General features: G+C 64.5%; 24 protein-coding genes. 11 read left to right on the top strand and 13 right to left on the bottom strand.

Annotated elements, in window-relative coordinates; translation table 11 throughout:
* The first annotated feature begins 105 nt into the window (after positions 1 to 105).
* Genes SxD43FB_RS18855 through SxD43FB_RS25350 form a run of 3 tightly spaced genes read left to right on the top strand, consistent with a single transcriptional unit; the run spans position 106 to position 907 of the window.
* A complete protein-coding gene (locus tag SxD43FB_RS18855) occupies positions 106 to 525 on the top strand; it encodes a hypothetical protein (RefSeq protein ID WP_096063506.1) in 420 nt (139 codons plus the stop codon).
* Positions 522 to 731: a helix-turn-helix transcriptional regulator gene (locus tag SxD43FB_RS18850; RefSeq protein WP_037479687.1), complete on the top strand. Its 210-nt coding sequence runs from the start codon at positions 522 to 524 to the stop codon at positions 729 to 731. Before SxD43FB_RS18855 ends, SxD43FB_RS18850 begins: the two co-directional genes overlap by 4 nt.
* Before the next feature lie 2 nt (positions 732 to 733).
* Positions 734 to 907, top strand: coding sequence for a hypothetical protein (locus SxD43FB_RS25350; RefSeq protein ID WP_156106324.1), 174 nt, complete (start codon positions 734 to 736; stop codon positions 905 to 907).
* A gap of 1 nt (position 908) precedes the next feature.
* Here SxD43FB_RS25350 and SxD43FB_RS18840 read toward each other — a convergent pair whose 3' ends face one another.
* The 9 genes from SxD43FB_RS18840 to SxD43FB_RS18800 are packed head-to-tail and all read right to left on the bottom strand — an operon-like array spanning position 909 to position 7,092.
* Positions 909 to 1,274 (bottom strand): DsrE family protein, encoded by a 366-nt coding sequence (locus SxD43FB_RS18840; RefSeq protein ID WP_096063505.1) that lies wholly within the window; start codon positions 1,272 to 1,274, stop codon positions 909 to 911.
* Complete coding sequence (locus SxD43FB_RS18835) at positions 1,262 to 2,029, bottom strand: HesA/MoeB/ThiF family protein (RefSeq protein WP_096063529.1); 768 nt, start codon at positions 2,027 to 2,029, stop codon at positions 1,262 to 1,264. Before SxD43FB_RS18835 ends, SxD43FB_RS18840 begins: the two co-directional genes overlap by 13 nt.
* Entirely contained in the window at positions 2,026 to 2,433 is a 408-nt protein-coding gene (locus tag SxD43FB_RS18830; protein WP_096063504.1) for a hypothetical protein, read from the bottom strand. The genes SxD43FB_RS18835 and SxD43FB_RS18830 overlap by 4 nt, the downstream gene beginning before the upstream one ends.
* 4 nt (positions 2,434 to 2,437) lie before the next feature.
* Positions 2,438 to 2,893 carry a dUTP diphosphatase gene (gene dut, locus SxD43FB_RS18825; RefSeq protein WP_096063503.1) on the bottom strand — a complete coding sequence of 152 codons (456 nt, stop codon included), beginning with the start codon at positions 2,891 to 2,893 and terminating at the stop codon, positions 2,438 to 2,440.
* Positions 2,868 to 4,172: a bifunctional phosphopantothenoylcysteine decarboxylase/phosphopantothenate synthase gene (locus SxD43FB_RS18820; RefSeq protein ID WP_096063502.1), complete on the bottom strand. Its 1,305-nt coding sequence runs from the start codon at positions 4,170 to 4,172 to the stop codon at positions 2,868 to 2,870. Before SxD43FB_RS18820 ends, dut begins: the two co-directional genes overlap by 26 nt.
* The gene (locus SxD43FB_RS18815) at positions 4,169 to 4,519 is read right to left on the bottom strand and encodes a HepT-like ribonuclease domain-containing protein (RefSeq protein WP_096063501.1); all 351 of its coding nucleotides are present in this window, start codon (positions 4,517 to 4,519) and stop codon (positions 4,169 to 4,171) included. Before SxD43FB_RS18815 ends, SxD43FB_RS18820 begins: the two co-directional genes overlap by 4 nt.
* The gene (locus tag SxD43FB_RS18810) at positions 4,519 to 4,815 is read right to left on the bottom strand and encodes a nucleotidyltransferase domain-containing protein (RefSeq protein WP_096063500.1); all 297 of its coding nucleotides are present in this window, start codon (positions 4,813 to 4,815) and stop codon (positions 4,519 to 4,521) included. The genes SxD43FB_RS18815 and SxD43FB_RS18810 overlap by 1 nt, the downstream gene beginning before the upstream one ends.
* A complete protein-coding gene (gene ubiB, locus SxD43FB_RS18805) occupies positions 4,812 to 6,353 on the bottom strand; it encodes a 2-polyprenylphenol 6-hydroxylase (protein ID WP_096063499.1) in 1,542 nt (513 codons plus the stop codon). The genes SxD43FB_RS18810 and ubiB overlap by 4 nt, the downstream gene beginning before the upstream one ends.
* A gap of 7 nt (positions 6,354 to 6,360) precedes the next feature.
* Complete coding sequence (locus SxD43FB_RS18800) at positions 6,361 to 7,092, bottom strand: class I SAM-dependent methyltransferase (RefSeq protein ID WP_069065172.1); 732 nt, start codon at positions 7,090 to 7,092, stop codon at positions 6,361 to 6,363.
* Between the two features lie 81 nt (positions 7,093 to 7,173).
* Here SxD43FB_RS18800 and mutM point away from each other — a divergent pair, with 81 nt between their 5' ends.
* From mutM to SxD43FB_RS18780, 4 genes are all read left to right on the top strand, one after another.
* Positions 7,174 to 7,986: a bifunctional DNA-formamidopyrimidine glycosylase/DNA-(apurinic or apyrimidinic site) lyase gene (gene mutM, locus SxD43FB_RS18795; RefSeq protein WP_096063498.1), complete on the top strand. Its 813-nt coding sequence runs from the start codon at positions 7,174 to 7,176 to the stop codon at positions 7,984 to 7,986.
* Between the two features lie 118 nt (positions 7,987 to 8,104).
* The gene (gene rpsT, locus SxD43FB_RS18790) at positions 8,105 to 8,368 is read left to right on the top strand and encodes a 30S ribosomal protein S20 (RefSeq protein WP_037477262.1); all 264 of its coding nucleotides are present in this window, start codon (positions 8,105 to 8,107) and stop codon (positions 8,366 to 8,368) included.
* A 422-nt stretch (positions 8,369 to 8,790) separates the two neighbouring features.
* Entirely contained in the window at positions 8,791 to 10,197 is a 1,407-nt protein-coding gene (gene dnaA, locus SxD43FB_RS18785; protein WP_096063497.1) for a chromosomal replication initiator protein DnaA, read from the top strand.
* A 39-nt stretch (positions 10,198 to 10,236) separates the two neighbouring features.
* Positions 10,237 to 10,827 carry a peptidylprolyl isomerase gene (locus tag SxD43FB_RS18780; RefSeq protein WP_096063496.1) on the top strand — a complete coding sequence of 197 codons (591 nt, stop codon included), beginning with the start codon at positions 10,237 to 10,239 and terminating at the stop codon, positions 10,825 to 10,827.
* On the opposite strand, the gene SxD43FB_RS18775 is transcribed toward SxD43FB_RS18780, so the two are convergent.
* Positions 10,796 to 12,046, bottom strand: coding sequence for a dicarboxylate/amino acid:cation symporter (locus SxD43FB_RS18775; protein WP_096063495.1), 1,251 nt, complete (start codon positions 12,044 to 12,046; stop codon positions 10,796 to 10,798). The genes SxD43FB_RS18780 and SxD43FB_RS18775 overlap by 32 nt on opposite strands.
* 102 nt (positions 12,047 to 12,148) lie before the next feature.
* Positions 12,149 to 13,354, bottom strand: coding sequence for a penicillin-binding protein activator (locus SxD43FB_RS18770; protein ID WP_096063494.1), 1,206 nt, complete (start codon positions 13,352 to 13,354; stop codon positions 12,149 to 12,151).
* Positions 13,355 to 13,365: 11 nt separating this feature from the next.
* Here SxD43FB_RS18770 and rsmI point away from each other — a divergent pair, with 11 nt between their 5' ends.
* The 4 genes from rsmI to SxD43FB_RS18750 all read left to right on the top strand — a co-directional run bounded on the left by rsmI (position 13,366) and on the right by SxD43FB_RS18750 (position 16,392).
* Positions 13,366 to 14,208: a 16S rRNA (cytidine(1402)-2'-O)-methyltransferase gene (gene rsmI, locus SxD43FB_RS18765; RefSeq protein WP_096063493.1), complete on the top strand. Its 843-nt coding sequence runs from the start codon at positions 13,366 to 13,368 to the stop codon at positions 14,206 to 14,208.
* Positions 14,205 to 14,558: a YraN family protein gene (locus tag SxD43FB_RS18760; RefSeq protein WP_096063492.1), complete on the top strand. Its 354-nt coding sequence runs from the start codon at positions 14,205 to 14,207 to the stop codon at positions 14,556 to 14,558. The genes rsmI and SxD43FB_RS18760 overlap by 4 nt, the downstream gene beginning before the upstream one ends.
* Positions 14,559 to 14,705: 147 nt before the next feature.
* Positions 14,706 to 15,680 carry a glutathione synthase gene (gene gshB / locus SxD43FB_RS18755; protein WP_096063528.1) on the top strand — a complete coding sequence of 325 codons (975 nt, stop codon included), beginning with the start codon at positions 14,706 to 14,708 and terminating at the stop codon, positions 15,678 to 15,680.
* A 112-nt stretch (positions 15,681 to 15,792) separates the two neighbouring features.
* On the top strand, positions 15,793 to 16,392 hold the full coding sequence (locus SxD43FB_RS18750; RefSeq protein ID WP_096063491.1) for a DedA family protein: 600 nt from the start codon (positions 15,793 to 15,795) through the stop codon (positions 16,390 to 16,392).
* A 2-nt stretch (positions 16,393 to 16,394) separates the two neighbouring features.
* Here SxD43FB_RS18750 and SxD43FB_RS18745 read toward each other — a convergent pair whose 3' ends face one another.
* Both SxD43FB_RS18745 and SxD43FB_RS18740 read right to left on the bottom strand, forming a co-directional pair.
* Positions 16,395 to 17,054 carry a hypothetical protein gene (locus SxD43FB_RS18745; RefSeq protein ID WP_096063490.1) on the bottom strand — a complete coding sequence of 220 codons (660 nt, stop codon included), beginning with the start codon at positions 17,052 to 17,054 and terminating at the stop codon, positions 16,395 to 16,397.
* Positions 17,055 to 17,206: 152 nt separating this feature from the next.
* Positions 17,207 to 18,100, bottom strand: coding sequence for a tyrosine recombinase XerC (locus SxD43FB_RS18740; protein ID WP_096063527.1), 894 nt, complete (start codon positions 18,098 to 18,100; stop codon positions 17,207 to 17,209).
* Positions 18,101 to 18,401: the final 301 nt, after the last annotated feature.

Raw genomic sequence — 18,401 nt, 5'->3', positions numbered from 1 at the left:
AAGGGAAGGGGGTGGGGAATGCGCGGGCAGCGGTGTCAATGTAACTTGACATATGCGGCGCGAGAAATGTAAAGGGTGCTTGTCATCATATGTAGGAGGGCTGACATGACCAACGCATCCCGAAACCCCGCCTATCGGCGCTATACCGGCCGTATGATTCCGCTCAGCCTTGCCTATGTCGGTGCCGTGGGGCTGGCATCCTGGCTGATCCCTGACGGCGCGGCGGCGAATGTCGCGACCGTGGCGATCGCGCTGGTGCCCGGCCTTGCCGCCCTGGGCTGGATCTGGGCGATGGCGCGTTTCCTCGTGGAACTGGACGATGAATATCTGCGCATGTTGGAAATACGCAAATTCCTGATCGCTACCGGCTTTGCCCTGGCGATTACCAGCGTCTGGGGGCTACTCGAACTCTTTACCAATGTGCCTGCGCTGCCGATCTTTTTCGTCTGGCCATTATGGTGCGTGGGACTGGCTGTAGGTCAGTTGGTCAATTGGCGGCAAACCGGCGCGGCGGGCTGTGCGTGAAGAATCGGCTCAAGCAGCTGCGTGCCGAGCGGGCGTGGAGCCAGGGCGATTTGGCAGCGCAGCTTGGCATATCGCGCCAGAGCGTCAATGCGATAGAAACGGGCAAATATGATCCGTCGCTGCCGCTCGCCTTTCGGATTGCCGACTTGTTCGGCGCGCGGATAGAGGATATTTTCCTGCGGGATGTGCAGCAGCAGGAGGCATGAATATGCGAGGCTATGGACTGGCGGCGGCGCTGTTCTGCCTGTGCGCCTTGGCCGGTGCGGCGCATTTCTGGTTGCTGCCTCTGCCCGACGGGATGTCCGCTGCCGATCCTGTCGTGAAGGCGAGCGTTCGCACGAGCCGCGTCGAGCGTTGGCGTTACCTTCCGGTGCTTCGTTAGATCAGGCGATCAGCAGCCGCGCCTCGTCGTCGGTCGCTTGCAGGAAGCCGACCGGCCCGCCGACATCGATGCCGTTCGGTAGATCCTCCGCCGTCATTCCGCACAGCGCCAGCCCGCTCTGGCAGGCGCTGATCGCGACGCCCAGCGCCTGGGCTTCGGCCAGCACGGCGGCGAGATCGGGCAATCCCGCTGCCCGGTGGGCATCATCCTGGGGCGCGGCGATCGGTGCGCGGAGCAGGCCCACGGCATCGAGTTGCAGGAACAGGGCTGCCGCGCCGCCGAGTGCGGCATGGGCACTCGCCACGATCAAAGCGCCGCGCAACCGCTCGGCATCGGCCGTCGCGACGATGATCCTCAGGGGACGCATAGATGCGCGGCGCAGGCCGGACAGGCGGGGTCTTTGGGCACGTCCAGCGTGCGGAATCGCATGGAGAGCAGGTCGGCGATCAGCAAGCGTCCGGCCATGTCCGCGCCGAACGGCACCAGCGCGCGGATCACCTCCAGCGCGGCGAGGCTGCCCATCGCGCCGGTCAATGCGCCGATGACGCCGGTTTCGGCGCAATTGCGCTCCGGCGCATCCTGTGCCGCGCCGACCAGGCAGCGGTAGCAGGGCTTGTCCGCTTCCCATCCGCGATAGGTGGCGATCTGCCCCTCGAACGGGCCGACGGCTGCGGACACCAGCGGAATGCGGAGCCGGTGGGCCGCGTCGGCCACCGCCAGACGGGTCGTGAAACTGTCGCTGCCGTCCAGCACGACATCGGCATCGCGCAGCATCAGCGCTGCATTATCGGCATCGATCCGGGCGTTGATCGGGATCAGCTTGACGTCGGGGTTCAGCCGGGCGACCGCCACCATCGCCGCTTCCGCCTTGGGCGCGCCGACATCGGCGGTGCCGAACAGGATTTGCCGTTGCAGGTTGGACAAAGCGACATCGTCATCGTCGATCACCCGGATCGTGCCGACGCCTGCCGCCGCCAGATAGAGGATCGCCGGGCTGCCGATGCCGCCCGCGCCGATCAGCGCGACATCGGCTGACAACAGCCGTGCCTGGCCCGACCCGCCAACTTCCTTGAGCACAATATGCCGGGCATAGCGGTCGAGTTGGTCGTCAGTCAGCGTCACGGCGCGTCGGACCACAGGAAACGCACTTGCGAGCGCATCCAGCGCGGCTGCGCTGCGCCGGTCTTGGGGAAGGAACCGCGCAGCGAACCAAGGATGCGGCCGCTCACGAACTTTTCGACGCCGGGGCAGCGGGCGTTGACGGGGGCGACCTTCAATGGTTTGCCGTCACCCGTCAGCAGAAACAGCATGCCGATTTCGAGCAAACGCGATCCCTCATAGGGCACGGCACCGCTGCAGTCTCCGCGTCGATAGAGCTTGGCCACATCCTCCGACCAGCGCGGCGAAATCTTGCGCCCCAGCCAGCCTTCGATCACCGGCACGCTCGCCAGATCAGTCGGCATGGGCGGCGCGTCCGCGCCCGCCACCGGGGTTGCGGCCAGCATCAGCGAAAGCAGCATCGTCATTGTGTCACACTCCTGTCGAACCGAAGCCGCCCTGTCCGCGTTCGGTATCGTCCAGCCTATCGACTTCGACGAAGCTGGCAAGCTGAACGGGGGCGACCACCAGCTGGGCGATGCGGTCGCCGCGCTGGATCGGGAAGGGCGCGTCCCCTAAGTTGATGAGGATGATCTTCAATTCGCCGCGATAATCGGCGTCGATGGTGCCGGGCGTGTTGGGCAGGCTGATCCCATGTTTGAGCGCCAGGCCCGACCGGGGGCGGACCTGCACCTCATAGCCTTGCGGAATTGCCATGGCGAAGCCGGTGGCGACGGCGTGCCGCCCGCCCGGTTGCAATGTCAGTTCCTCCGCCGACACCACATCCATGCCCGCGGCCTGGGCGGTGGCATAAGCGGGGACGGGCAGTCCCTCGCCATGGAGCAGGCGCTTGAGCTGGATATCAATGGGCGTGAGGGGAGAGGGCATCAGCAACCTTTTCAATGAGTTTTTGCGCGACCTGATCTTTGGGCATGACGGGCCAGCTGTCGATGCCGGACGCGGTGACGATCTGCACGGCGTTGGCATCGCCGCCCATCACATCGCCCGACACATCATTGGCGACGATCCAGTCCGCACCTTTGCGCGCCAGCTTGGCTTGGGCATGTTCCGCGATCTTCTGTGTCTCGGCGGCGAAGCCGATGAGCAGGGCGGGGCGCTGGGCATGGTGGCCGAGCGTCGCGAGGATATCGGGGTTCTCGACCAAAGCGAGCGGCGCGGGCTGGCCGGAGCCATCCTTTTTGAGCTTCTGGTCGGCGGCATCGGCGGTGCGCCAGTCGGCGACGGCCGCAACCATGATCGCGGCGTCGGCGGGGAGGGCGCTCTCGACGGCGGCCAGCATGTCGCGGGCGGTCTCTACGTCGATGCGGGTCACGCCCTGAGGGGTGGGGAGATGTACCGGCCCCGCCACCAGCGTTACCCGCGCGCCCGCTTGCGCGGCGGCAGCGGCGATGGCGAAACCCTGTTTGCCCGACGATCGATTGGCGATGTAGCGCACCGGGTCGATCGGTTCATGGGTGGGACCGGCGGTGATGAGGATATGCCTGCCGCGCAAGCTAACCCCGTTCGGTTCGAGCTTGTCGAGAACGTTGTGCGGCGTTCTCGACAAGCTCGAACCGAACGGAGGTGGAGAGAAATCCGGCTGTCCGTCGAGCGGATCACCGCTCTTTGGCATCGCCAACAGCCGCTCGATTTCTGCAACGATTGCGTCGGGTTCGGGCAGCCGTCCGGTGCCAAATTCGCCGCACGCCATCGCGCCATCGTCGGGGGTCATGATGTGGACGCCGTCGGCGTGGAGCCGCTCCAGATTGCGCTGGGTCGCACGATGATGCCACATCCGCACATTCATCGCAGGCACCGCCAGCACTGGCTTGTCCGTGGCCAGCAGCAAGGTGGTGGCGAGGTCGTCGGCAATGCCGCTGGCCATCTTGGCAAGGATGTTGGCCGTCGCGGGCGCGACCACGACCAGATCGGCCTGACGGCTGAGTTGGATATGGCCGATTTCCTGTTCGTCCTTCAGGTTGAACAGGTCGGTAAAGACCGGATTCTCGGTCAGCACCCCTAGCGACAGCGGCGTCACGAACTCCTGCGCGGATCGGGTGAGCACCGCCCGCACCGTCATCCCGCGCTTGCGCAGCATGCGGACGAGTTCGAGCGCCTTGTACGCCGCTATGCCGCCGGAAATGATGAGGAGGATGCGGGGTGTCATGACTCGCGCAATTCGATTTGATCCCGGCATAATTTTTCAAGAGCGGCCAGTTCGTTGGTCGCTGTCGCCCATATCCGGCTGGGATCGACGCGCGCATATTCATGCGCCACGATGTTGCGCAGGCCGATCATCGCGATCCAGGGCATGTGATCGTGGCTTGCCCGGAAACTCGCTGACAGCTTGTTGGCATATTCACCGACCATCGACAGGCGATAGGATAGGAGATCAATGTCGTCGTAGCTGTCCATGAACTGGGCGACCGTCACCTTATCAAGATGGGTTTTGATGCGTTCTGCGAGCAACACGATCGTCTGCAAATAGGCAAGATCACGATCTTCCGCCAGCATCAGAAAACAGGCACCGTATCTCGACTAGCATGACGAGCAATTGTCGGCATCAGCATTTTGCGTTCTGCAAGGTCGACTGAGGCACCCAGAATAGTTTCCAATCGGAGTTGCAACCCGATAAAGTCGAGCAGGCTGGCAACCTTGCCTTTTTCAATGTCGCACATCAGATCGACGTCCGAATCCGCGCGCGCTTCGCCGCGTGCCACCGATCCGAACAACGCGAGTGAGGTGATCCCCGCCGCGCGCAGTTCCGCCTCATGCGGTTTGATCCGGGCAATGGCTTCTTCGCGGGTCATAGCGATGAAGATAATAGCAATGTCGCCCCAACGCCAGCCGCCGCGGCCATGATCGCCACCACCGCATAGCGCCAGCCGCCGCCCACGCGGATCAGCTTTACTTCGGTCAGCGGGGGTGGGGGCGGGGCGCCGCCCTTTTCCGGGAAGGCGTCTTCGATCCGGCGGACGAGGCCCGGCAGTCGCTGCAATGTGCGCCAATTTTCGATCAGCGTGTCGGCGGCCTTGGCTTCCGGGCCAAGTTCATCGCGCAGCCAGCCTTTCACATAGGGGCCGCTGGTTTCCCACAGGTTGATGTCGGGGTCGAGCGAGGTTGCCACGCCCTCCACCATCACCATCGTCTTTTGCAGCAACAGCAGATGCGGCTGGGTTTGCATGTCGAAGTCGCGGGTGATGGCGAACAGGCCGTCGAGCATACCGCCGACCGACAATTCGCGCACCGGCTTGCCGCGCATCGGTTCGCCCACGGCGCGCAGGGCGGTCGCGAACTCGGCCATATCATGGTGCGCGGGCACATATTGCGCCTCGAAATGGATTTCCGCGACGCGCTTATAGTTGCCGGTGATCAGGCCGTAGAGAATTTCCGCCAGCCACATCCGCGCGCGCCGGTCGATCCGCCCCATGATGCCGAAGTCGATCGCGACGATGTCGCCATTGGCCGTCACGAACAAATTGCCCTGATGCATGTCGGCGTGGAAGAAGCCCTCTGCAATCGCCTGCCGCAGGAAGGCGTTGACCAGCCGCGCGGCGATGGCGGGCAGGTCATGCCCCGCCGCGATCAGCGCTTCGCGGTCGGAAATCTTGATGCCGTCGATCCATTCCATCGTCATGACCTTGCCGGTCGTGCGATCCCAATCGATCTTGGGAATGCGATAGCCGGGTTCCGCGACCATCGTTTCGGCGAGTTCGGATGCCGAGGCGGCTTCGCGCCGCAGGTCGAGTTCGCGCGCGGTCCAGCGCTTCATATTGGCGATGACGAGGCGCGGGCGCAGCCGGGCGATTTCGCCGCCCAATTGCTCGATATGCGCAGCCGCCCATTCATAGGTCATGATGTCGCGGTTGAATTGCTCAGCGACGCCGGGGCGGATGACCTTGACCGCGACATCGCGGCCATCGGTGGTCAGCGCGCGATGCACCTGCGCGATGGAGGCCGCGCCGACCGGCGCTTCATCGAAGCGGGCATAAATGGCCTCCAGCGGCCTGCCGAAGCTCGTTTCGATCTGCTTGCGGATCGTATCGAAGGGGACGGGCGGGAGCGCGTCCTGCAGGCGCAGCAGGTCAAGCGTCGCTTCCTCCCCGACGAGGTCGGGACGGGTCGCCAGCGTCTGCCCCAGCTTGATCGCGGCTGGACCGATCGACTGGAAGGCATCGGCATAGCGCGGCTGCTTGGGCACGCGGGCGCCGAAGCGCGCGAGCCGCACCAGCCGCCGCACGGAGGCTGGCGTCAGCGGATCGCGCTCGATTCCGCGCAAAGCGCCATGGCGCGCCAGCGTGCGCCCCCATTTGAGGAGCCGCCAGATATGGGTGATGTGCGACGTCATGCGGGGATCAAATCTTCCAGCCCGAATGGATCGCCACCAGGCCGCCCAGGATCGGCTCGACCTTGGTCTGCACGAATCCGGCGTCGCGGATCATGCCCTCGAATTGGGGCATGGGAGGGAAGCGGCGGATCGATTCGATCAGATAGCGATAGCTGTCGGCGTCATTGGCAAACAGCTTGCCCAGCTGCGGGACCAGCTTGTGCGAATAGACGTCATACACGTCCGAAAAGCCCGGCCAGGTCGTGGTCGAAAATTCGAGGCAGAAGAAGCGCCCGCCAAATTTCAGCACGCGATGCGCTTCCGCCAATGCCTGGTCGATATGCGTCACATTGCGGATGCCAAAGGCGATCGTATAGGCATCGAAACTGCGATCGGCGAAGGTCAGTTGCTCGGCATTCTGTTCCGACCAGAGCAGGCCCTCCAGCCCCTTCTTCTTGGCGCGTTCCATGCCCACGCCCAGCATTTCGGGGTTGATGTCAGACACGGTGACGTCGGCCCCATATTTATGCATGCGAAAGGCGATGTCGCCGGTGCCGCCCGCCATGTCGAGGATCGCTTCGCCCGGCCGCGGTTTGACGCGGGCGACGAACTGATCCTTCCACAAGCGATGCGCGCCCACCGACATGGCGTCGTTCATCAGATCATATTTGGCCGCGACATTGGAAAAGACCTCGCGGACCATGCCCTGTTTTTCGGCGGCATCGACGTCCCGATAGCCAAAGGATGCTGTTTCGTTCATGCCTGATCCTCTAGACAGAGATTGCGTGCCATTCCAGCCAAGAAGCTGGGAATTGGAAGCGCTCTTGCCTAGATGGTCCTTATGCCAGAGCTTCCCGAAGTCGAAACCACCGTTGCGGGCCTTCGATCCGTGCTGGAGGGCGCGGTTCTCGCCCGTGTCGAGCCGCGCCGCGCGGACCTGCGCTTTCCTATCCCGGTGGATCTGCGCCAGCGATTGACGGGGGCGAGCGTCATAGCGCTCACCCGGCGCGCCAAATATGGGCTGATCGCCACCGATCGGGGCGACATGATGATCTTTCATTTGGGCATGTCGGGCCGATGGCGGGTGGACCCGACCGAAATCGGCACGCATGATCATCTGATCCTGGAAACGGGGGCAGGGCGGCAACTAGCGCTCAACGATCCGCGCCGCTTCGGCTTTATCGATCTGGTGCGCAGCGAGGCATGGGAAGCCTATGGTCCGTTCACCCGGATGGGGCCGGAACCCTTGGGGCCGGATTTCGATGCCGCCCATCTGGCGGCCGTGCTGAAGGGCAGGGCGACGTCGATCAAGGCGGCGTTGCTCGACCAGCGAATCGTGGCCGGGCTGGGCAATATCTATGTGTGCGAAGCGCTGAATATGGCGGGCATCGCGCCGACGCGAGCGGCGGGGAAGATCAGTCGTCCACGCCTTACCCTGCTGGTCGAGTCGATTCGCACGGTGCTGGCCGCCGCGATCGTCGCGGGCGGATCGACGCTGCGCGATTATGCGCGGCCGGACGGGGAGTTGGGCTATTTTTCCAAGCAATGGCGCGTCTATGGTCGCGAAGGCGAACCATGCCCCTGTGGCGGCACGGTGCAGCGCCGCGTCGATGGCGGGCGATCCACCTTTTTCTGTCCGACATGTCAGCGGTGAAGCGGGTCCGACTGGTTGACGACCGGAACGAACCCTTGTAAGGCGCGCACCTTCATGAGGCGGGTTGGCGAGTCCGACTGGTCTCTTTTCAAATATTGACGAGAACCGAGGACTCTAAATGGCCAATACGCCGCAAGCCAAGAAGCGCATCCGCCGCAACGAACGTCGCGCCGCAATCAATGGTGCCCGCATCAGCCGGATCCGCACCCTGGTGAAGAAGGTGGAATCCGCCCTCGCCGCTGGTGACAAGGACGCTGCCGCCACCGCGCTGCAGTCGGTTCAGCCGGAAATGGCACGCGGCGTTGCGCGCGGCGTGATGCACAAGAACACGGCTTCGCGGAAGTTCGGCCGCCTGACCAAGGCTGTCAGCGCGCTCGCCTGAGCCTTTTCCCGTTTCCAGGGAATGAACAAGCCCGCTCCCATCAGGGAAGCGGGCTTTTTCATGTTGATTCACAAGATGGTCACACAGCGGACACAAGCAATTCCCGCGATTCGACTGGTAGCCTCAAGATAATAACCAAATAACTAACTCAAAAATGGCGATATTTTCGCAACTAACCCTTTTCTGCGGGTTTGCCGAGTCAACGGCTTTATTTCATTTTTTTGAACCGCCGCGCCCTTGATTGGAGGGAGCCGCCCTGTCTATTTTCGACATCCGGCCGCCGTCGAATCATCTCTGTGCGGCCGTCATTTAGTCAGTGGATGGGATGGACTCGGCAAAGCAGGGGCTTTTGCCGGTGGGTTCGTTCGCGTCGCTGGTTCCTGCCCGAAGGCAGGGGGCATATTGGTAGGGTCGGCACGATAATGACGGAAATTATAGGCGTGGTGGATTGGCAGGAGGATGCAGGGGTACAGGCACATGCCGACCTCGAAACCACCTGGACGATGATCCGCGCCGGTCTGCGCCGCGACATTGGCGCGCGCATGTTCGACCAATGGCTCAAGCCGGTTCGGCTGGGTGATTATTGCCCCGATTCGCAGACGCTCGATTTGCTGGTCGCCACGGATTTCAGCGCGAACTTTGTGACGGGCCAGTTTGGTGATCGTTTGCGCATGGCCTGGCGCAGCGCCGGAGCCGAGGTGCGCGACATCCGCGTGCTGCGCGCGCCCGACGCCAGCGGTCCTCGACTGCTCGACGTCGCGGCCGTGGAGCCGGTCGTCGAGCCGCTGCCCGAGGCCGTCGCCAGCGCGGTCAATTTCACGCCGCGCCATGGCTTTGCCGACTTCGTCGTGGGCGAGAGCAATCAACTGGCCTGCTCGGCCGCAAAAGCCATGGCAGCCGAGGCGCAGCCGCGGTTCAGCCCGCTGTTCATCCAGGGCGGCACTGGCCAGGGCAAGACGCATCTGCTGCATGCGATCGCAGCCGCTTTCGCTGCACACTCGCCCGGCGCGCCGGTTCTCTACATGTCGGCCGAGCGTTTCATGATGGAGTTCGTCAATGCGATGCGCGCCAATGAAACGATGGCGTTCAAGGCGCGGTTGCGCGCGGCGCGGCTGCTGTTGATCGACGATATCCAGTTCATTGCGGGCAAGGGGTCGACGCAGGAGGAATTTCTCCACACGATCAACGATCTGATCGACACCGGCGCGCGCATCGTCGTGACCGCCGATCGGGCACCCCAGGCGCTCGAATCGATCGATCCGCGCATCCTGTCGCGCCTCGCCGGTGGCCTGGTGGCGGACATCCAGCCCGCCAGCCTTGAGCTGCGCCTGGCGATCCTCGAAGCCAAGCGCGCCGTTGCGGGCGATCCGCCGGTGCCCGATGCCGTAATCGACTTTCTCGCCCGCTCAATCCGGTCGAACGTCCGCGAACTGGAAGGCGCGTTCAACAAGCTCGTCGCCTATGGCCAGTTGACCGGCCGGGCGATCGACCTGGATTTTGCGCAGGGGATGCTGGCCGACGCCGTGCGCGCCAATGCCCGGCGCATCACCGTGGACGAAATCCAGAAGGTGTGTGCCGCCCATTTTCGCATCGACGTGTCGGAAATGCGCTCCAAGCGCCGCGCTCGCGCGGTGGCGCGCCCGCGCCAGGTGGCCATGTATCTCGCCAAGAAAATGACGCCGCGTTCGTTGCCGGAGATCGGCCGCATCTTTGGCGGGCGGGATCATAGCACGGTGATCCATGCGGTCCGCACGATCGAACAGTTGCGCGAGAGCAATCCCGATATCGACGCCGACGTCCGCGCGCTGTTGCGCCAGCTGGAGGGCTGAGGGGCTGGCATCGGGCGCATGAAGGGCTAGGCTGGCGGCATGATTCGCTTCCTCGCCCTTTGGCTCGCCGCACTCCTGACCCTCTCGCCCGCTTTGGCGCAGGCGCCCGCCGATGTGCAGGTGGCGCTCGACACCGCAGCGGGGCGGATCGTGATCGCCGTCCATGCCGACAAGGCACCTGTCACCGCCGCCAATTTCCTCGCTTATGTCGATCAGAAGCGGTTGGACGGCACCGTCTTTTATCGCGGCGTCGGCGCGGCCGATTATGGCTTCGTGCAGGGCGGGGCACAGAATGATCCCAAGCGCATCCGGCCACCGATCAAGCATGAGCCGACCAGCCAGACGGGCCTGACCCATGATGAGGGCGCACTGTCGATGGCGCGCTATGCGCCGGGGAGCGCGACTGGCGACTTCTTCATCGTGCTGGGCAAGATGCCCGCCATGGACGCCCAGCCGGACGCGCCGGGCGATAATCAGGGCTTTGCTGTCTTCGCCCATGTGGTCGAAGGGCTGGACGTGGTGAAGGCCATTCTGGCCGCACCCAAATCCGCGACAGCGGGCGAGGGCGTGATGAAGGGGCAGATGCTGGAAGCGCCGGTCAAGATCCTGACGGCGCGTCGGATTCCATAACGCCGTTCTGATCGATGATGCGCGTTACCGCCATGTCGGCGGTCACATTGCCGACGGTGCGGAAGATGTCGGGCACCGTCTCCACCGCCAGCAACAGCGGTAGCGCCTCCACCGGCACGCCCATGGCAAGGCAGATGGGACCGGTGGTGGTGAAGAAACTGACCTGGCTGGGCAGGCCGACCGCGGCCAGGCTGACGATCGCGGCGATCGCCACGCCCATGGCCAATTGCACCGGTCCCAGCATGACCCCGTTCATCGCCGCCACATAGAGGGCGACGCCCAGATTGGCGGGCGGGCTGGTGATGCGGAACAGCGATATGGCGAGCGGCAGGACGATGCTGCGCGTGGTCGGGCGGACGTCCAGCGGCCCGTCGCTTGCCTGGATCATGGCAGGCAGCGAGGCGATCGAGCTTTGGGTCGAGAAGGCGATGGCCTGGGCCGGGAAGGCGGCGCGCGCGAAACGCCCTGGCGCGATTCGGCCGAGCAGCGCCACCAGCGGATAGACGAGCAGGGTGACGACCAGGCAGATCAGCACGATGAAGCCGATATAGTGGAGCAACGCGCCAGCGGTGGCGAGGCCCGACCGCGCGCCCGCCACCAGCGCCAGCGCGAACACGCCGATCGGGGCAAGCCACAGCACCCATTGCACCACGACCAGCAGCGCGTCGGTCAGCGCGTCGAACAGGCCGGTCAACTGCGCGCGACGCGCGTCGGCGATGCGGGTAACGGCAAAGCCGAAGATGAGCGCGAACAGCACGACGGCGACGACCTCGCCCTCGGCGGCCGCCTTGATCGGATTGGCGGGGATGAAGCCCAGCAGCCAGTCGGCTGACGGCCGCACGCCGGGCACCTCCGCCGCGCCCTGCGCCCCCGTCAACATGCCGACCGCGCCCGAAGGCACAGGCCAGAGCTGCAGCAGCAACGGCCCAACGAGCGCCGCGACCGTGGAGGAGGCGACCAGCAGCAGGGCGAACAGGCCAATGGCGCGCCCGGCCATGCCATTGGTGCGTGCTGTCGTGGCCGCCTGCGCAATGCCGGTCACGAGCAGCGCGAAAATGAGGGGGATGAGCGGCATTTGCAGGCCGTTGAGCCACGCCTTGCCAATCGGCTGCGCAACGGACAGCAGCGGTACGTCCCACCCCTGACCCCCTTCAGCAAGGGCGATACCACCTGCCAGGCCCAGGATCAGCGCGACAAGGATGCGGACGGTCAAGGACATGGACGAGCGCTCCCTTTTCAGACCCGAAACGGACCAGATGGGACTATGCCGCCATCGCCAGGCGCAGGACAGGGAAAATCCTGCGCCTGGCGGACGGTCGGTTTAATCCCCGAAGCTGCGGGGCGCGGGCGCGATGACGGTCATGTTGCCTGCGCCGATTTCGGTCACTTCGAGCGCGCGTTCGGCAACGCCGGAGCGCGAGAAGCGGAAGGCACCGTCGATGCCGGAAAAACCGCCCGCGTCGCGCAGCCGCGCGGCGGGGAAGGCACTGCCGGGCTTCCAGTCCTGCGCGATCCGCACGGTCAGCAGCACGGCGTCATAGCCAAGCGAGGACAGGCGGAAGGGCGTGCTGCCATAGCGGGCGCGATATTTGGTGGCGAGCTGGCGATAGAGGCTGTCGGAGACGCTGGCGAACCAGGCACCGCGCAGCATGGGGCTGGCCGCCAGCGTGCCTTCGGTATTCCACAATTCGGTGCCGAGCAGCCGCGCGGTCGCGCCGCCATTTTTGCGCACGATCGGCGCGATCTGCAGCGCGACGCGGCCGCTGTCGGCGATCAGCAGCGCGTCATAGCTGGAGGAGGCCTGCAATTTCTTGACCGCCGCCGTCATCGATGCGGGGCTGCGGTCGAAGGTCTGCATCGATACGACCGTGCCGCCCGCCTGTTCGACCGCGCGCAGCAGGGCATTGCCCGCCCGCTCGCCATAGGTGCCGCGCGGGATCAGCGCGCCGAACTGGCTCAGCCCCTTTTGCCGGGCGAAGCCGACGACGCGCTCGATCGACTGATTGGGGTTGTAACCCATGATATATACGCCGCTGCCGGCGACGCCGCTGTCGTTGGAAAAGCTGATCACCGGCACATTGGCGCGCGCCGCGATCGGCCCGATCACGCGGGCGTCGTCGGCCAGCAAGGGGCCAAGGATCAGGCGGTTGCCATCGGCGAGCGCCTTGTTGGCCGCCGCCGCCGCACCCAGCGCGGTGTCATAGGTGGTGATGCGGACCTTGTCCGTCTTGGTATCCATCAGCGCCAGCGTGGTGGCGTTGGCGATCGACTGGCCGACGCCCGCATTGGTGCCGGTCATCGGCACCAGTAGCGCGACGCGATGGCGCAGCGTGTCGGTCGGCAGACCTTCGGTCACGGTCGGGCCGGACGGCTGGGCCGGGCCGCTGGGCGTCGTCGGTGCCGGTCCCTTGGGGACGATCGACTGACAGGCGGCGAGCAGCAGGGCGCTCGCGGCGAAAGCCAGCCGTGCGCCGCGTTTGAGGGAAGCGAACAAGTCCGCTTGCCGGGAGGCATCCGTCTCTGTCATCTGGCGTCCTTATGGAAACTCAATCATCGGGTCTTGAACCTGGGCTTTATATCGTCGCGGGGCCGATCGGCAACCTTGGTGACCTCACTCCCCGTGCGGCGGAGGTATTGCGGCTGGCCGATGTCGTCGCGGTCGAGGATACGCGGGTCAGCGCGCGGCTGCTCCGCCATGCAGGCTCTGATCGGCCGATGCTGCCCTATCATGACCATAGCGGCGAAAATGTGCGCCAGCGGCTGGTCGAGCGGATGGCGGGCGAATCGGTCGCGCTGTTGTCGGATGCGGGGACGCCGCTGATTTCCGATCCGGGCTACAAGCTGGTGCGCGACGCGCGGGCGGCGGGGCGCATGATCACGACGCTGCCGGGGCCGAGCGCGGCGATCGCAGCGCTGACGCTGTCGGGGCTGCCGACCGATCGTTTCCTTTTCATGGGCTTCCTGCCGAGCAAGGCCAAGGCACGGGGCGATGCGCTGGACGAGGTGGCGGGATTGCGGGCGACTCTGGTCTTCTACGAAAGCGGCCCGCGCCTGTCGGAAAGCCTGTCGGCGATGGCGGCGCATCTGGGCGACCGGGAGGCAGCGGTCAGCCGAGAGATCAGCAAGACGTTCGAGGAAACGGCGTGCGGGACGCTGAGCGAACTGTCCGCCCGCTATGCCGAGGCCGCGCCCAGGGGGGAGATCGTGGTGACGGTCGGGCCGCCGGGCGAAGCGCCGCCCGCCACCGCCGAAGATGCCGACGCGGCGCTGCGCGAGGCGCTGACCCGGCTGTCCGTGTCGAAGGCGGCGGGCGAGGTGGCCAAGAAGCTGGGGCTGGACCGGCGGACGCTCTACGATCGGGCGACGGAATTGAAGGGGTGAAGCGCGAAACGGCCGAGCGGCGCGGGCGTCAGGCGGAGCGGATCGCGGCCTGGTGGCTGCGGCTGAAAGGCTGGCAGATTGTCGGGCGGCGGATGCGGACAGCGGCAGGGGAGGTCGATCTGGTGGCGCGCAAGGGCGCGATGCTGGCCTTTGTCGAGGTGAAGGCGCGCGCCACGGCGGCGGAACTGGACCTGGCGATCGACGAGCGGCGGTTGCGCCGGGTCGCGGCGGCGGCGGAAATATTGTGGCATGAGCTGGGCAAAGCGGGGGACGATATGCGAATCGACGTCATCCTCCTTGCGCCGGGCCGCCCGCCACGCCATCTGGCGAATGTCTGGCATGGGGGGTGAACCTCGCTTCCCCGTTCGTCCTGAGTAGCCGCTGAGCGAAGTCGAAGCGGCGTATCGAAGGAGGGGGCCGGGCGATGCTTCGATACGGGACTTCGACTTCGCTCAGTCCCTACTCAGCACGAACGGATGAAGAAGGAAGCGCAGCGCATGACCGAACTCAACCCCCTGACCGTCGCGGTGCAGATGGACCCGATGGAGGGCATCAAGATCGCGGGCGATTCGACTTTCCACATCATGCTGGCGGGGCAGGCGCGCGGGCACCGGCTCTACCATTATCTCGCCCATGACCTGACGTTCCGCGACGGCCGGGTGTTGGCCAAGGCGCGGCCGGTGCATGTGCAGAAGGTGGATGGCGATCATTTCGCTTATGGGCCGGAAGAGATGATCGACCTTGGCCGCGATGTCGATGTCGTGCTGATGCGGCAAGACCCACCGTTCGACCTGTCCTACATCACCGCCACCCATTTGCTGGAGCGGGTGCAGGATGAGACGCTGGTGGTCAACGACCCCGCCAGCGTCCGCAATGCGCCGGAAAAATTGTTCGTGCTGGACTATGCGCGCTTCATGCCGCCGACGATGATCACCCGCGACCTGGCCGAAGTGCGATCTTTCCTCGCCGAACATGGCGAGATCGTGGTCAAGCCGCTCTATGGCAATGGCGGCGTGGCGGTGTTCCATGTCGGTAAAAATGGGGCCAACCTTTCCTCGCTGGTGGAACTCTTCAACGCCTCATGGGTCGAGCCTTTCATGGTTCAGGCCTTCATCCCCGGCGTCGCGGAGGGCGACAAGCGCATCGTGCTGGTCGATGGCGAAGTCGCGGGGGCGGTCAACCGCATTCCCGGCGCGGGTGAGATCCGGTCCAACCTGGCGGTCGGCGGCTCTGCGGCCAAGACCGTGCTGACCGACAAGGAGCGCGAAATCTGCGCGGCGATGGGACCGGAACTCAAGCGTCGCGGCCTGCTGTTCGTGGGCATCGACGTGATCGGCGGCGAATGGCTGACCGAAATCAACGTGACCTCGCCGACTGGCATCGTCTCGATCGAGGCGTTCGACGGGACCGACACCGGCGGGCTGATCTGGGACGCGATCGACGCCCGGTTGGCAGCGCGCGTGGCGGCCTAATCCGCATGATGCTCCATCGTCATCCCAGCGAAAGCTGGGATCTCCCTTCTTCCTCTGGCGCGACAAGAAAGAGGGATGCTAGCGTGCGCTGGCATGACGGGGAGCGCGTGGTTTGACTGACTGGGTTCTCCGCCTGATCGATGCGGGCGGCTATTGGGGCATTTTCCTGCTGATGGTGCTGGAAAATGTCTTTCCGCCGATCCCGTCCGAACTGATCATGGGCATTGGCGGCATTCGTGTCGGCCAGGGGCGGATGGACATGGGCTGGCTCCTACTGGCCGGGACGATCGGCACCACGATCGGCAATTATTTCTGGTATATAATCGGCCATGTGCTCGGCTTTGCCCGGTTGAAGCCGCTGGTCGATCGCTACGGCCGCTGGGCGACGCTGGAGTGGCGCGATGTCGAGGCGCTGGATCGCTTGTTCGGCAAATATGGCCAGATCGTCGTGTTCGTCTTCCGCTTCATGCCCGCGCTGCGGACGATGATCTCGCTGCCCGCCGGACTGTTTCGGATGGGGCATATCAAATTCCTGGCCTGGACCGCAGGCGGCGCGCTGATCTGGAACATCATCCTCGCTTATGCCGGGTTCGTGCTGGGCCGCAATTTCAGCGAGATCGACAAATATATCGGCCCGGCGGCGACAATCTGCGTCGTCGGGGCGGTGCTGATTTATCTATGGCGGCTCGCGACCTGGCGACCCAAGGGTTAACCCTAATCGGTCATTACGGCAGATTGTCCAAGCCGGTGTCCATCCTCTCGTCGCTCTTCGTAATGGATCACCAGTGCCTGCTGCTTTGTTGCGGTGGTCCGACTTCGGCGCAGGCTTTCTTGACGAGGATTTCCATAATTCCGGCTCTGCCATTTTTCCCAGTAAGGAATGCAGACGGGTCCAGATTCCCGCAATTCACGTCCGATCAAATTGATGATGGTATGTAGATTTTGGGTGGATGGCGGCGCATTGTCGATGCCTTTGCTTTGCATCAGGCCCAGCCATCCAAGCGCATGTTGATCTAGCATTGTTGGGCTAAGGATTTGTACGCGCTTACCGCCAATGCCGTCGCGATCTGCGATTCCTTCCAAGAAGCCCAGCGCAAAACCTGCGAGAGCAAACTGCATTTCGGGTGACTGTTGCAATAAGCTGTCATTCACTTCGTAACCCATTGCCGCGTGATCGGTATAGCCAGAATATCCCTGCCCGTGGCCGGGATAATGCTGAAAATAGGAAGTCGGCGTTACAGCCCAGCGTTGCGCGGCTGTTTGCACGCCATTTTTGCGCGATAGATATCCAGTGAGAGGCTTCTTCAGCAGAGCTAAGAGGGATAGCACTACAATCAAGCTAATGGTCATGATCCAGCCGGTGCGATTATCCATTGAAGCTATCCCCTGCTATCACCGGTTCGTGCGGGGTCGGGTATCGCAGAATGATGTGCGAACCATGAATGGCTAGTTATGGCAAATGGCATTATTGACAATACATGCGGTTACATACGCTTGTTGCTGTAGGTGACCTGACGGCCCAAAGGTTAGGCCCGCGGATGGGCGTTACGATAGACGTCCATCAAATGTGCTGCATCGACCTGGGTATAGACCTGGGTCGATGACAGGCTGGCATGGCCGAGCAACTCCTGCAAACTGCGCAGGTCCGCGCCCCGCCCCAGCAAATGCGTCGCGAAACTGTGGCGCAGCGCATGGGGCGTGGTGCGGTCCGACAGGCCCAGCCGACCGCGCGCGCCCTGCACGGCGCGGCGGATCAGCGCAGGCGACAGCGGACCGCCGCGCGCGCCCCGGAACAGCGCTTCATCGCGGGTCATGGGGAAGGGGCATTGCTCGACATAGGCCTCGATCGCCTGGCGAACCTGTGGCAATAGCGGGACCTGCCGGGTCTTGTTGCGCTTGCCGGTGACGCGCAGCGTATCGGCGAGCGGCAGCGCCGCGCCGGTCAGCCCCATGGCTTCGCCAATGCGCAGTCCCGCGCCGTAGAGCAGCAGCAGCACCGCCCAGTCGCGCGCACCGATCCACGGCAGGCGCGCGGTTTCGGCGATATCCTGCGCCAGCGCGACGGCTTCGTCGGGCGAGATGGGGCGGGGCAGGCCGCGCTTTGCCCGTGGTCCCTTGAGCAGTGGCACGCGGGCGTCCTCGCCGCCGATAAAGCGTAGAAAACCGCGCACCGCGGAAAGCTCGCGCGCCGCTGACAGATTGCCGATCCCGTCCATCCGCCGCACCGTCAGAAAGGCGCGCAGGTCCGCCTGGTCGATCCGCGCGAGGCTGGAAGCGGTCACCGCCGCACCATGATGCTGTTCGAGAAAAGCGACCAGTCGCTCCGCCGTCGCGACATAGGCGCGCACCGTATGCGTCGACCGGCGGCGGTCGAGTGCAAGATGATGGCGCCAGCGGTCTATGAGGTCGGGGGAGGGCATGGGCGGAGGATAGGGCAGGTTGGGGGAAATGGGAAATGCGGGATCGACTTCGCGCATGTCCCTAAAATCCTCCCCTGCAAGGGGAGGGGGACCGGCGAAGCCGGTGGAGGGGTGTCACCCTATCGAGAGCGTGACACCCCTCCGTCAGGGCTACGCCCTGCCACCTCCCCTTCCAGGGCAGGGGAATCGCATATGGGCTTGAACGATTGATCGAATGGGATTCTTGGGTGGTCTCCATAGTTGGAGGCGACCGATGGATGATTTTTCCGCATATTTTGGGGAAGTTGATGATCCGCGCGCG

This window comes from Sphingobium sp. D43FB (assembly GCF_002312805.1).
Lineage (GTDB): Bacteria > Pseudomonadota > Alphaproteobacteria > Sphingomonadales > Sphingomonadaceae > Sphingobium.
The sequence above is the reverse complement of the archived record's forward strand: the minus strand, read 5'-3'. Positions and strand labels throughout refer to the sequence as shown.